Below are 14,493 nucleotides of genomic sequence, written 5' to 3'. Positions count from 1 at the left end.
GCAGCCAGATGTATCGCCCAGGACTCTGCTGTAAAGCATGGCGTGTGCCCGCGATGATCGACGCGCACCAGCATTTCTGGAGCCTTGCCACATCGGGACATGAGTGGCCGACATCAGCCGAGGCCGGGATCCATCGCGATTTCGGTCCCGAGGATCTGATGACACAAGCTCATGGCCTCGATCTGGAGGCCACGGTGTTGGTGCAGTCCCAGCCCAACGACACCGATACGGACTGGATGCTTGACCTCGCCGGTCGAAGGCCGCTGGTGGCGGCGGTGGTGGGCTGGGTTGACCTCGCCGCATCGGACGCGCCGAAGCGAATTGCCGCACTGGCACGGGCGCCGAAAATGCGCGGGCTGCGGCCGATGCTCCAGTCGATCGAGGATACGGACTGGCTGCTGCGAAACGAGGTAGCGCCTGCCATCGCGGCGATGCAGCAGCATGGCCTGAGGTTCGATGCACTGGTCCAGCCGCGTCACCTGCCGATGCTCGCGCGCTTCGCCGATCGCTGGCCACAACTCCCGATCGTCATCGACCATGGCGCCAAACCGTTTATCGCCCGCGAGATGCTCGATCCGTGGCGCGCTGAGATTGCCGCGCTGTCGGCACGCGGGGTCTGGTGCAAGCTTTCCGGCCTGCGTACCGAGCAGGCCGACGCGCAGCGGGTCTCGGCACTGGCGCCCTATGTCGAACATCTCGTCGAAACATTCGGCCGGCGATTGATGTGGGGCAGCGACTGGCCGGTGCTGCATCTGTCGGGCGACAATTATCGGGAGTGGGCCGAGACCGCAGATCGGCTGGCCGGGCTGGACGGTCCGGCCCGGACGCGCCTGTTCGCAGGCGCCGCCGCAGAATTCTACGGCCTCTCGCAGGCCGCGCAATCCAGGGAAATGGGAGAGAAATGATGGCGATGAAGCCACTCAGAAAATTAAGGCTGGCACTGCTCGCGGGCATGGCGCTCTCTGCGGCGCCCGCCGTGGCGCAGTCCGGCGGCGACGCGCGCGCCACGGCTGACCGGATGGCCGCACAGATCGTCGGCAAGCTCAGCCTGGACGAAAAGCTGGATCAACTCGTCAACGTCGCTCCCGCCATCTCGCGGCTCGACATCCCGGATTACAACTGGTGGACCGAGTCGCTCCATGGCGCGCTCGGTTCGGTGCCGACCACCAATTTCCCCGAGCCAATCGGGCTCGCCGCGACCTTCGACGCACCGCTTGTCCACGACGTCGCCGACGTGATCAGCACCGAGGTGCGCGGGCTGCACACGCTGGCGCGGCAGACCGGCAAGACCGGGCGGATCGGCACCGGCCTCGATACCTGGTCGCCCAATATCAACATCTTCCGCGATCCGCGCTGGGGACGCGGCCAGGAGACCTATGGCGAGGATCCGTATCTCGCAGCGCAGCTCGGCGTGGCCTTTGTCAGGGGCATGCAGGGGCCGAATCCGGACCTGCCGAACGTGATCGCGACGCCGAAGCATTTCGCCGTCCATAGCGGCCCGGAATCCACCCGGCACGGCGCGAACGTGTTCGTCTCGCCGCATGATCTGGAGGACACCTATCTCCCCGCCTTCCGCGCCGCCATCGTCGACGGCAAGGCCGGATCGGTCATGTGCGCCTATAACCGGATCGATGGCCAGCCGGCATGCGCGAGCGACCTGCTGCTGAAGGACCATCTGCGCGGCGCCTGGAACTTCAACGGCTATGTCGTCTCGGACTGCGATGCGGTCAAAGACATCAGCGACAATCACAAATATGCGCCCGATGCCGCCGCGGCCGTTGCGGCGGCGATGCGCACCGGCGTCGACAGCGAATGCAACGGCGCGACGCTCGGCGACGCTGGCGGCCTCGGCGAACGCTATCGCGAGGCGCTCGACCGCGGCCTGATCTCAGTCGGCGACATCGATCGTGCGCTGACCCGGCTGTTCTCGGCCCGCATCCGCAACGGGGATCTGCCCGGCATCCGCAGCAATGACATCCCGCCATCGGCAGTGGGCGCGCCCGGCCATGACCGCATTGCCCTGGACGCGGCCGAGAAAAGCCTCGTGCTTCTCAAGAATGACGGCGTCCTGCCGCTGCGCTCCGGGCTTCGCGTCGCCGTGATCGGCCCACTCGGCGATGCCACCCGAGTGCTGCGCGGCAATTACTCGGCCCCCATGTCAGCCCCGCCGGTCTCGGTGCTCGATGGCCTGCGCCAGGCGATGCCGGGCGCGAGCATTACCTATGCCCCCTCCGCCCCCACCTTCACCGATGGAGACCGGATACCGACGACCGCGCTTCGCGCACCGGACGGCACGCCCGGACTGCTCGCGCGCTATTATAATGCCACCACCACCCCGCCCCGCTTCTTCCAGCCGGGCACGGCGCGCAAGATTCTTGCCGACCTGAAATATTCGCCCACACCCTCGCTCACGCGACGCGAGGCCGATGTGGGCGGACGCGGCCTCTCCCTGAAGGAGGTCAGCGATTATCACCGCGTCGTCTGGACCGGCTTCATCGTGCCGCCGGAGACCGGCACGTATCGCCTCGGCCTGAATGGGACGGATGGCGAGATGACGCTCGACGGCAAGCCGTTCGTCGATCTGAGCAAGTCGCAGTGGAACAGCCTGCCGACGATGAAGATCGTCGAATTGGTGAAGGGCAAGCGCTACCCGATCGAGATCGTCGCGACCGGCCATGGATCGGCCGGCGCCGGCCTGGTGTGGAAGCGCGTGTCGAACACGCCGGATGCCGCGCTGACCGCAGCGGCGGCGAAGGCGGACGTGCTCGTCGCGGTCGTCGGGCTCACCTCGGACCTGGAGGCGGAAGAATCGCCGGTCGAGGTTCCTGGCTTCAAGGGCGGCGACAAGACGACGCTCGACTTGCCAGCGGACCAGATCGCCCTGCTCCAGAAGGCGAAGGCCACCGGCAAGCCGCTGGTGGTGGTGGCGATGAACGGCAGCCCGATCAACCTGTCCTGGGCGAAGGACAATGCCGCCGCCCTGATCGAGGCATGGTATCCCGGCCAATCGGGCGGACTTGCCATCGCCAACGTCCTGTCCGGCCGCACCAACCCGAGCGGGCGCCTGCCGCTGACCTTCTACCGCAGCATCGACGATCTGCCGCCCTTCGGCGACTATGACATGAAGGGGCGCACCTATCGCTACTTCACTGGCAAGCCGGTCTATCCGTTCGGCTATGGCCTCAGCTATACGAGCTTCGCTTATGCGCCCGTGAAGGTCGATGCGGCACGCGGCGGTGCCGAAAAGGGCATCCGCGTCACCACCGAGGTGCGCAACAGCGGCAACCGCCCCGGCGACGAGGTCGCCCAGCTCTATCTGAACTTCCCGAACGAGCCGGGCACGCCGCGTGTGGCCTTGCGCGGCTTCCAGCGCGTCGCCCTCAAACCGGGCGAGGCACGCAAGATCAGCTTCGATCTCAGCCCGCGGGATCTGAGCGCCGTCACGCTCGACGGCACTCGCCGCGTGCTGAAGGGTCAATATCGCGTGACGGTCGGTTCGGGCCAGCCCGACACTGACGTCGCGGGCCAGTCGGCGGCCTTCGGCGTCGACAATGCGATGGATTTGCCGAAATGACCCCGAGAGAAAGTGACGCCGCGTCCGCGGCCGATGCAGCCAAAAGCGGGCACACGAGCCGTCGGTCGTTCCTTTTAGGAAGCGCTGCCGTGGTGGCCTCGGCGGGCGTAGCATCGCCAATCCTCGGCGCTGCGGCCGCCGGGCGCGAGCCCGACTTCAGCGCCATTCTCGACGATGGGACGCTGCAGGTCATCGCACTGACGGATCGCGCCTTTCGCGTGCGGTTCGTGCCCAAGGCCAGCGCGCCCATGGTTCCGACCAGCGACATCCTGCTCGACACGCGCGGGCCGCGACCGGCGCGCAAGCGTCGCGGCGACATCACCAGCCTCGTCCTCCCGCACATACGCTGCGAGATCGATGCCGGGTCGCGGCTCAGTTTCTTCGACGGGCAGGGTCGTCCGCTACTGGCCGAGGCGGGGTCGCGCCGGCTCGAGCCATCGCGCCTGGGTGACGAGACCGTGCATATCGCCGAGCAGGCCTTCGAGGCGCCTGCCGACGAGCGCCTGTTCGGCACCGGCTGCTTCCAGGACGGCGCGCTGGACCTTCGCGCGCTTCCCCGCCGCCTGACCCAGGTCAACACGCAGATCAGCCTGCCCTTCATCCTGTCGAGCAAAGGCTATGGCGTCCTCTGGCACAATCGCGGCATGGCCGAATTCAACCCGCCGCCGCATCGACTGATGCTCGAAAAGGGCGTCGCTGGAGAGGCCCGGACCGCCGATGTCACGACCACGAGCGGCAACGCCCGCGTCTCACGCCGGCTGACCCCGTTCGAGGGTGAGGTCAAGGTCGACCAGCCGGGACGGCAGGCTTTCCTGCTCGACATCGGCCAGAAGATGGCATCCATCCACCATGTAGAGATCGACGGCCAGGTGATCGTGGACTTCGCTAACCAATGGCTGCCGCCGACCACCAGCTTCTTCGCCGACCTCGCCGCTGGCACCCACAAGGTGAAGGTGCTGGCGAACGATGCGGACAAACCGGTGCTCCATTACGGCCCGGCCACGGCGCAGACCGTGTGGCGCGCGCCGGTCGCCGAGGCGATCGATTATGTGGTGATCGCCGGACCTGGCGCAGACGAGGTCATGACAGGCTATCGCGAGCTTCTGGGCCCGACCTCCATGCTGCCGCGTTGGGCTTATGGTTATATCCACTGCCGTGAGCGGTTTCATTCGTCCGAGGAAATCCTGACGAACCTGGACGAGTTCCGCCGCCGCAAGCTGCCCGTCGACGTGATGGTGCAGGACTGGCAATATTGGGGCAAATATGGCTGGAACGCCATGCGCTTCGACGAGGCGCATTATCCCGATCCGGCCGGCCTGGTACGCGACCTGCACCACCGGAATGCCCGCCTCATGCTGTCGGTCTGGTCGAAGGTCGGCAGGGAGACCGAGCTTGGCAAGCAGGTCGCTGCCCATGGCTATTACATCCCCGACACCGAATGGGTCGACTTCTTCGATCCGGAGGCGACCGCCTTCTATTGCCGCGAGCATGACCAGCGGCTGGGCAAGCTGGGCATCGACGCCTGGTGGCAGGATGCGACCGAACCGGAAAATGACGATCTTACCGGCCGTATGACCGCTGCTGGCCGGGGCGAGCATGTCCGCCTCGCCTATCCGCTCCAGGTCGCGCGGGCGGTGCACGACGAACGGCGCAAAGCCGAGCCGAACGTGCGACCGATGATCCTCACGCGCTGCGCCTTCCTCGGTCAGCAGCGCTATGCTGCCGCGACATGGTCGGGCGATATCGGCAACGGATGGGATACGCTGGCCCGCCAGATCCCGGCCGGGCTCAACATGGCAGCGGCCGGCTATGCTTATTGGACCGTCGATGCCGGTGGCTTCTTCCGGCCGGGCAAGGGCCAATATACCGATCCGGCCTATCACGAGCGCTTCCTGCGCTGGTTCCAGTACGCGACCTTCCTGCCGCTGCAGCGCGTGCACGGGTACCAGACGGACACCGAGTTCTGGCGCTACGGCGAGCGGGTCGAGACTGTGGCACGCCAGTATCTCGAACTGCGGTACCGAATGCTGCCCTATGTCTATGGGATGGCCGGCGAAACGGCACTGACCGGCGTGCCGCTGATGCGCCCCTTGGTATTCGATTTTCCCCAGGATTCATCCGCTCTCGAAGAACGGCACAGCTACATGTTCGGCCGCGCCATCCATGTCGCTCCAGTGCTTGAGGCCGGCGTGTCGAGCTGGCCCGTCTACCTCCCGCGGACGGACGGCGGGTGGCTCGACCTGTGGACGGGCGAGCGCCGCGAAGGCGGTCTCAAGCACCCTATTCCCGTTCCGCTCGAACAGCTTCCCCTCCACGGACGCGCGGGCAGCATCCTGCCGATGGGCCCGGTCCTTCAGTCAACCGCCGAAGCAACGGGGGAGACGACCCACCTGTTCGTCTTCCCGGGGGCAGATGGACGATTCGAGCTGTACGAGGATGACGGGCTGAGCAACGCCTATGAGCGCGGCGCCTATTCGATCATCCCGATGCAGTGGGACGACGGCAAGCGCGAACTCACGATCGGTCGCCGCCGCGGCGATTTCCGGGGAATGCTGCCCCGGCGCAGCTTCGACCTCCACCTCGTCAGCCCAGCCGACACGCCCCTGCGCCCCGGCGCAGGGATCGCACGGGCTTATGCGGGCACTTCGGTGCGGCAGCGCCTTTAGGTGCTCGGCCCCGAGCGTGCGAGGTCGGGCAATGTCAGACTAACCGGGCGACCAGCCTTCAGCATGACGCTGACCTGCTGACGACCCAGGCGAACGGTGCGCTTTCCGGCGATTCCGCCGGTCAGCGTGACCGCCGCAAGCTTGCCGTCCCGCCAGGACAGGTCCACCCGGCAGCGTCCGCGCGCGCGAAGGCCAGTGACGGAGCCGGTCGGCCAGGCCGATGGCAATGCGGGCAGCAGCAGGATCTCGTCACCCCGGCTCTGCATCAGCATCTCGGCCATCGCGGCCGCGCCGCCGAAATTGCCGTCGATCTGGAACGGCGGATGCGCGTCGAACATGTTGGGATAGGTGCGTTCCGGCCCAAGAAGGAACCGGAGGATGCGATGTGCATGCTCGCCGTCACGAAGCCGCGCCCAGAGATTGGCGCGCCATGCCGTGGCCCATCCGGTCGACTCGTCACCGCGCAATTCGAGCGAGCGTTGCGCAGCGCGGGCAAGATCCGGCGTATCGTCAAGGTTGATCTGGTGGCTCGGATAGAGCCCGTAGAGATGCGAGACGTGGCGGTGATGCGGCTCCGGTGCGGCCGCGTCCCAATCCGCATGCCATTCCTGCAACTGGCCCTGCGCACCGATCCGGTCCGGCGCGAGGCGCGCGCGCGTCGCCCGCAGTTGAGTGGCGAAGTCGGGATCGACCTTCAGGGTCGTCGCGGCCGCGGCAACCTGATCGAACAGGTCGCGCAGGATCTGCATGTCCATCGCCGGGCCGGCGCAGATCGACGCGCCCTTGGGATGGATGTTCTCCGGCGACACCGACGGGTTGGTGACGAGCTCGCCAGTCACGGGATCGGGTTGCAGCACATCGAGGAAGAACAAGGCCGCATCATGCATGAGCGGATAGACCGAGCGCAGATAGGCCAGGTCGCGCCCGTAATCGTAGCGGTCCCACAAATGGGTGCAGAGCCATGCCCCACCGAGCGGCCACAGGCCCCATTGCGCCCCGTCGATAGGCGCCGTCGCGCGCCAAAGGTCGCTGTTGTGATGCGCCACCCAGCCGCGGGCGCCGTACATCTCGCGCGCCGTCCGTGCCCCGCTCTCCGCCAGTTGGCGGACCATCGCGATCAACGGCTCTGTGCATTCGGCGAGCCCGGTCGGCTCCGCCGGCCAATAGTTCATCTCGGTATTGATGTTGATCGTGTATTTCGAGCCCCAGGGCGGGGAAATGCTCTCGTTCCAGATGCCCTGAAGGTTCGCCGGCTGGTTGCCCGGCCGCGAGGAACAGATCAGCAGATAGCGGCCATATTGAAAGTACAGGGCCGCCAGCGCGGGATCGTTCGAACTTTCGCTGGTCCGGATACGTTCGTCGGTCGGGCGATCCGCCGCCGGCGTCGAACCGAGATCGAGCGCGGCGCCGCGAAAAAGGCGTCGGTGCTCGATGGCGGTTTCGCTCGCGATCTTTGCGAAGGTCAGCTTGCTCGCCTGTGTGATCTGGCGGGCCGTCACGGCCGTCGGATCTCCCGAAACATCGGCAAAACCGCGATAGCTGGTGGCGATCGCGATCAGCAAGGTCACGGCATTGGCCCCGCGCACCGAGACGCCCGTCTTGCCCGCTTCGATCTTGCCACCCGTCGGCAGCACGCGGACGCGCGCCTCGAACCGGAGCGCGGCAGCGATAGTCTTCTCGGCGCGATTGCGGCCGGCAAGCAGTAGCGTATTGCCCGATACCGTCACCGCCGCGTCCTGCGGCGAATTGAGCCCGATATCGAGGTCGAGGGCACCAGGCCGGTCAGCCTCGATATGGACCGCGATCACCTGGCGGGTCGGGGACGCGACCACCGACCGGCGATAGCCTATGCCGTTGGAGGTGAAGCGGGTCGTGGCCACGGCGGCATCGATATCCAACTCGCGCTCATAGCCGGTGACCGCCTCGGCCACCACGCCGGGCATGTCGATCGTCAGGTCACCGACCGTCTGATACGGCATCTGGCTTAGGGGTTTGGCCATGAGCTTCGCATTGGCGAGTGCCTGCGCCTCCGCATATTGGCCAGCGAAGATCAGGCGCCGCACCTCCGGCAACGCCCCGCGCGCCTCCGGATTGACGGGATTATACGGGCCGCCGGCCCAAAGCGTATCCTCGTTCAGCTGCAGCCGTTCGTGCGCCGTGCCCCCGAAAACCATCGCACCAAGCCGGCCGTTGCCGACCGGCAGCGCCTCGGTCCACACATGCGCCGGCTGGCGGTACCATAGGCGATCACGGTGCGGCGCCGTGGCTTCGCCGATGGACGCGCCAGGGAGGATCAAGCCGGCGGCGGTGGCGGCAGAGCCGCCCAACACCGCACGCCTGGTGCAACCGCCATTTTTACCAAGCGCCATCTTCAAACTCCCAATTGGGCCCGCGGCGTCTTGCCGCAAATCCGGGTCATGCGATCTCGTCTGGATCAGCTCCGACAGCAGATCATGTCTTGTTACCATTCGTCGAACCTAGACGCGCATCGCTCCATCCAGAGACAAAGCGAGCCGCCGACCATGAGTCAGCGGCCCGAGGAGGGACCGATCTCAGCTCACGGACAATGTCATTTTGCCGCTGCCGGAATTCGATTCGCGATAACGGGCAGGCATCTCGTCGCCGTAGCGACCTCCAGGCTCTCCTTATCGTCACGCGTCGATGCGCGGTGAGATTTCATTCATGAAAACTAGCTCCCATATCCGGTTGCTGCAAGCCATATCGTGGCTTGAACCCAGCACGCCAGCGAACGAACTCATCCCGACGGGGCAATGACGAACCAAGCAGCGAAGCTGCCCTACCCTGCTGGTTTCGCCAATGCAGCACGGGGCAGAGCAAGGGTGGCAATCAGACCGCCGTCCGGGGCGTTCCTCAAATAAACCCGCCCGCCAAAGGTCCTGGCTTGCGCACGCGCAATGGTCAGGCCGATTCCGGTACCACCGGTTTCACGCGAACGGCTCGTCTCGCCGCGCACGAACGGCTCGAACATCCGTTCAATCTGGCTTTCCGGGATACCGGGGCCTTGGTCGCGTATGTCGATATTGAGCCCATCGTCGGTGTGAACGACCCTGATATCGGCGCGAACGCCATATCTGACGGCGTTTTCCACAAGGTTCTGCATGACTCGGACCAGAGCGTCGGGCTTCGACCGGATCAGGACGCGGCATTCCTGGCTCGACACGTCCAGGCCTTCCTGCGCCGCGTCGTCGACCAGGCTTTCCAGCAGGGAGTTCAGGTCGAGCACCGTCCAGTCCTCGGTGGATTCACCGCTGCGCGCAAGCGCCAGCCCCTCCCGGACGAGCCGAAGCATGGTAGCCAGATCGTGCACCAGGCGGTCGCGAAGGTCGACATCTTGTATCTTTTCGAGCCGGAGCCGCATGCGCGTAAGCGGCGTCTGCAGATCATGGCTTATGGCAGCGAGGATACGCGTCCGTTCGCGCACCCCCTCCCGCACGCGCTGTTGCATGACGTTGAAGGCGACGAACGTCTCCCGCACGTCCGCCGGCCCGGTTTCGGCGATGGGTTCGGAGTCGATATCGTTCGAGAATGCATGGGCGGCCGCAGTCAGCTTGTCGAGCGACGCCAGTGCAAGCCGGGATACGATGACAGACAGGGCGGCCGCGGCAATCACGATCAGCAGGATATATATCGGGTTCAGCGTCGCACTTCGCTGCACGCCCAACGCCGGCAGGTCGAAGGCGATCGTTATGAACGGACCGCTCTCCGGGCTGCGCGCGCGCACGACCCAGCATTCCGGCAGCATCGGGACGAATCCGGCAGCCCGCTTGCTGAACTTGTTCTTCAGGTCAGCGGTGAAGGGCCCGAAACAGTCTTCGAAGCGCCCCAGAAAACCTGTCGCCTCCCGGCTCTGCGGCAATCTCTTCCTCAGGGCCGTTTCCAGGACCTGATCTGTCCGCTGCCCCACACCCTCCCTGCCCTTGTAGGTGTGTGCGCCAATGATGCCGCCGCTCGTCAACAACGCCCGGGTCTGTAGTGGCGCAACGTCGAGACGACGGAGCACATCTTCGGTGCTCAAGGCGATCCGTTCGGCCCTGAACCGTTCGAACTCGTGCTGGCGCACACGCTCTGCAACCGCCAGGGCCGTGATCGCCGCCACGCTCATACCCAATGTCAGGATGATGACTAGCCGGCCAGCGAGCGAGGCCGCGAACCGGCGGACGCCGACTGGAAATTTCACAGGAATTCGACGTCGCTTGCGAGGCAATAGCCCTGATTCCGAACCGACATTATCAGGTCTTCTCCGCCTGGCTGCTGGGCGAGTTTCCGGCGGATTCGATAAATGCGGCTGTCCAACGAGCGGTCGAGCCACACCGTCATCTTGCGTTCGGGTGCCAAATCGTCGCGCTGGAGCCCGCGATGGGGGGCGCGAACAAAGCGCAGCAATGTATCATAGTCCCCGGACGACAGCATGACGACGCTGTCGTCCGGGGCGATCAGGCGTCGCTTCACTAGGTCGAGCCGCCAGGGACCGAAACGAGCGAACCGGGCACCGCGCTCGCTTCCTCCAGCTTGCGGCCCCTGCACGCGCCGCAGCAATCCTCTTACCCGCGCCGTCAGCTCACGCGGTTCGAAGGGCTTGCTCAGATAGTCGTCCGCACCGCTCTCCAACCCCAGAATTCTATCCGAAGAGGCGTCGCGTGCTGAAATGATGATAATCGCGGTATGTGAACTCGCGGCTCGCAATTGCCTGCATAATTCGATCCCATCCCCATCGGGAAGCGTGAGATCGAGGATGATGATGTCCACCGCCTTGGAGGCAAGCTCAAGCGTTGCCTGGCGAATATCTTCGGCCGTCTCGACGTGAAATCCGGCCTGCGACAGCTGTTCCCGCAGAAGGTCCCGGATTTCGCCGTCATCGTCGACAATAAGGAGGCGTCCCGACGGGACAGGCGCAATATCGGTCACGACCGAGATCATAGGGTTCGCCGGTAATTGCGTAAGAGCCTACGACAAATTGACACAAAACGATCCCGGATGCTCACACGGGGCGCGGAGATCGTCGATATCACGGGCCGACGTAGCGTAATATCCAACGCCGCGACGGTGGAGACCGGCTTGCCACGATGCCCTGAGCACGATCGGTTTTATTGCCGAGGACTGCTCACTTTGCGAGGGGCCGCGGCCCAGGGCAGGCACTGCACACCTCCCTTGCCCGCTGATAGTCCGTTCCGTCCTGCCATCGTGGAAGCATCGCCTCGCGACGCGTACGGCCTCGCCTGCTATGTCGGGATGGTATTTGCAGCAGTCGGATAGAGCTGGGCGGCAATCCCTTCCGCCGCGTCCTCTAGGGCAAGGCGCAGCTCGACCTGCCGGGTGCTATCTAGCGCCGCGGGACGGGCGGATCCGGAAATGGCGGCGATGATCCTGTTGCGACGATCGCGGATCGGCACGGCGACACAGCGCATGTGTAGATCGAGCTCACGGTCGTCGGTCCCGTGACCCTGAACCCTTATCTGCTCGATTCTGGCCCGAAGCAGGTCCTTGTCTACGATCGTATGCGGCGTGAGCGCCACCAGTTCATCTTCCTCGAGAAAACGGTCGAGATCCTCCACGGAAAGGCCAGATAGCAGCACCTTGCCCAGCGCCGAGCAATGAGCACTTGCCCTGCCCGGTATCTCGGAGCGACCGGAAACCATGACATAGCTGACCATGCCGGCGTCGAGGACGCCGACCTGAACCGTAACACCAAAGCGTCGCACGATGTCCCGGGCGAAAGGTGCCGCCATGACACGCAGCAAATCATTGACCATCACGCCCTGTGACAGAGCGGCCAGCAGCATTCCCGGCCGGAACCCTCCGCGTGGCCCCCGTATCACGGCGCCGACAGCCTCCAGTGACATTACCAGCCTGTACCCCGATGCTTCAGGCATCCCGGCGCGCCGGCTCAGCTCCCGGCAGGTCACCCATTCTCCCGGACGCTCGAAGCCGCGCAGAAGGGTGAATGCTCTGAGAATGGAGTTGTTGATTGGCGTTGACATCTTCTTCCTTCCCCAAGGTCTATCTGTCGTTCCTCACGCGACGACGAGCTTGCGGGCCTTCACCCTGATGCGCGCCATCTGATGGTTGCAGCTCATGTAGAGATGCCCGTCTCCCGCCAGCTCACAGTTCGAGACGATGCTGTTGGTGACGATCTTGCCGAGCAGCCGACCGGCCGGCGAAACGATGGCGATCCCGCCCAGCATCGACGTCCACATATTGCCGGCGGAATCGATCTTCAGGCCGTCTCCCCGCGTGATTCCGGTCGTCTCGGGGTCGATGAAGACCCGGGTCTCGGCGATCATGCCGTCACGGTCGAGGCGATGAGCCAGCCAGCCGCGATTTCTGTCGGTGCAATAGAGGGTGGCGCCATCGGGCGAGACACCGATTCCGTTGGGGACCTGGAACTTGCCGACCAGCGCCAGCGTGCCGTCGGGCTTCACGCGGAAGACTCCGGTGAAATCCAGCTCACGCAGTCGGGAATTCAGCGTATCCTTCAGCCCATAGGCAGGATCTGTGAAGTAGATCGAACCGTCGCGTGGCGACACGCAGATATCGTTCGGACTGTTGAACCGTTTCCCATCGAACCGGTCGTGCAGCACGGTTCGCCGCTTCGTTCTATAGTCGACCCGCACGAGGCATCGATTGCCGCTGTCGGCGACCAGCAGTCCGCGACGTGTGGCATAGAGTCCGTTCGAACCGGGCTCCTGGATCGAGTCCGGAAACAGGGGGCCGACATAGCCGGACGGCTTCAGCCATGTCGTATCGCCCTGCCCGACCTTCAGTCGGTGGATCTGGTTTCCCTTCACGTCGGAATACAGGAGATATCCGTCACCGCCGCCCACCCAGGTCGGACCTTCGCACCAGACCAGGCCCTCGGTGAGCGGTTCGACGACGGCATCGGCATCGATAAGCGCATCGAGGGCTGGATCGAGCCGTTCGACCTTGCCGGCGACCCAGGCAATGGAATCGACCCCGGCCTGGGCAAGCAGCGCTCCGCCCGCCGCTAATCCGATGCCACCCGCCAGACCGGTCGTCAGGATGTCGCGACGGGTTATCATCGTCATTGCGCCCTCCCTCTTCAGCGCGCGGCCAGGGTCAGGCGCCGATCACGACGTCCCGAAGGCCATGATCGTACGACTGCGATACGTCTCTCCGGGCATCAGCGTCGTCCGCGGAAAATGCGGATGGTTCGGGGAATCCGGATGGTGCTGCGTTTCCAGGGCAACGCCGGCCCGGAGCGGGTATTTGACCCCGCCCTTCATGACCCTGTCGGTGCTGATATAGTTCGCGGTGTAGAGCATGACCCCCGGCTCGGTCGTGTAGAGCCGTAACGTCCGACCCGAGTCCGGATCGACCAGCGTGGCAGCCTCGGCGACGTCGCCGGGAATGCTCGAGCGCCGCAGCACATAATGCACGTTGAAGCCGCGATTGGCGACCATCTGCGGCTCCTTGGCCATCAGATCCTGCCCGATTGGCTTCCCGGTCGAGAAATCGAACGGCGTGCCCTTCACCGCCCTGATTTCCCCGGTCGGCGTGTTGTTCGGCAGCGCGTCCATGTAGAAATCGGCGTCGATTTTCAGGTTATGGCGCAGGATGTCGCCATTGCCGGCGCCCGCCAGGTTGAAATAGCTGTGGTTGGTTAGGTTGACGACGGTCGGCTTCGTCGTCGTCGCCTCATAGTCCACGATCAGCCGGTTGTCGGACGTCCACACATAGGTGACCTTCGCCACCACCTTGCCCGGAAAGCCCTGATCCCCGTCGGGACTGACGATCGTGAAGCGGACGCCTTCGCCGTCCCGTGTGCGGACCCGGGTTCCGGCCCAGGGCCGGGTGCCGAAGCCCTGCGGGCCGCCATGCATGCTCGAACCGGAATTGCCCTGGGTGGTGAGCTTGTATTCCACCCCGCCCAGCGTGAACTTCCCGCCGACGATCCGGTTGGCGTAGCGCCCGATGACCAGGCCGAATTGCGGGCCATTATTGGTATTATAGTCGGCCGGCTTGTCGTAACCGAGCACGACGTCAGCCAATTTGCCCGTACGATCCGGCACCGACAGCGTCGTCACCGCGGCGCCGAGATCCATGACGGAAACCTGCGCGCCGGCCGCATTGGTCATCCTGAAACGGTGCACCGGCCGGCCGTCCGGCATGCGACCCCAGATGTCCTCCTTGATCGTCGTACCGACGCTCCGCGCGGAAGCCGGCGATATCAGCGGCAGGAGCATCGCCAGAAGAAAGAAACGTGATGGCTTCATT

The 14,493-nt window shown here is 65.0% G+C and carries 9 protein-coding genes; 3 read left to right on the top strand and 6 right to left on the bottom strand.

Translation table 11 applies throughout. The features are described 5' to 3' along the window. The first annotated feature begins 8 nt into the window (after positions 1–8). The 3 genes from AC1DT7_RS11925 (at position 9) to AC1DT7_RS11915 (ending at position 6,240) form a co-directional block, all read left to right on the top strand. Positions 9–905: an amidohydrolase family protein gene (locus tag AC1DT7_RS11925; RefSeq protein ID WP_478036169.1), complete on the top strand. Its 897-nt coding sequence runs from the start codon at positions 9–11 to the stop codon at positions 903–905. Further along, the gene (locus AC1DT7_RS11920) at positions 905–3,574 is read left to right on the top strand and encodes a glycoside hydrolase family 3 C-terminal domain-containing protein (RefSeq protein ID WP_478036168.1); all 2,670 of its coding nucleotides are present in this window, start codon (positions 905–907) and stop codon (positions 3,572–3,574) included. The genes AC1DT7_RS11925 and AC1DT7_RS11920 overlap by 1 nt, the downstream gene beginning before the upstream one ends. 89 nt (positions 3,575–3,663) lie before the next feature. Beyond that, entirely contained in the window at positions 3,664–6,240 is a 2,577-nt protein-coding gene (locus AC1DT7_RS11915) for a glycoside hydrolase family 31 protein (RefSeq protein ID WP_478036167.1), read from the top strand. Here AC1DT7_RS11915 and AC1DT7_RS11910 read toward each other — a convergent pair. The 6 genes from AC1DT7_RS11910 to AC1DT7_RS11885 form a co-directional block, all read right to left on the bottom strand. After that, positions 6,237–8,609 (bottom strand): glycoside hydrolase family 95 protein, encoded by a 2,373-nt coding sequence (locus tag AC1DT7_RS11910; protein ID WP_478036166.1) that lies wholly within the window; start codon positions 8,607–8,609, stop codon positions 6,237–6,239. The genes AC1DT7_RS11915 and AC1DT7_RS11910 overlap by 4 nt on opposite strands. A gap of 428 nt (positions 8,610–9,037) precedes the next feature. Further along, on the bottom strand, positions 9,038–10,438 hold the full coding sequence (locus AC1DT7_RS11905) for a sensor histidine kinase (RefSeq protein ID WP_478036165.1): 1,401 nt from the start codon (positions 10,436–10,438) through the stop codon (positions 9,038–9,040). Further along, a complete protein-coding gene (locus tag AC1DT7_RS11900; protein WP_478036164.1) occupies positions 10,435–11,178 on the bottom strand; it encodes a response regulator transcription factor in 744 nt (247 codons plus the stop codon). The genes AC1DT7_RS11905 and AC1DT7_RS11900 overlap by 4 nt, the downstream gene beginning before the upstream one ends. A 302-nt stretch (positions 11,179–11,480) precedes the next feature. Then, positions 11,481–12,239: an IclR family transcriptional regulator gene (locus AC1DT7_RS11895; RefSeq protein ID WP_478036163.1), complete on the bottom strand. Its 759-nt coding sequence runs from the start codon at positions 12,237–12,239 to the stop codon at positions 11,481–11,483. 33 nt (positions 12,240–12,272) lie between these two features. Beyond that, positions 12,273–13,304 (bottom strand): SMP-30/gluconolactonase/LRE family protein, encoded by a 1,032-nt coding sequence (locus AC1DT7_RS11890; protein WP_478036162.1) that lies wholly within the window; start codon positions 13,302–13,304, stop codon positions 12,273–12,275. A 42-nt stretch (positions 13,305–13,346) separates the two neighbouring features. Continuing rightward, complete coding sequence (locus tag AC1DT7_RS11885; protein ID WP_478036161.1) at positions 13,347–14,492, bottom strand: aldose epimerase family protein; 1,146 nt, start codon at positions 14,490–14,492, stop codon at positions 13,347–13,349. Position 14,493 lies beyond the last annotated feature (1 nt).

Source organism: Sphingomonas sp. P3_C6, from assembly GCF_056402595.1.
The sequence above is the reverse complement of the archived record's forward strand: the minus strand, read 5'-3'. Positions and strand labels throughout refer to the sequence as shown.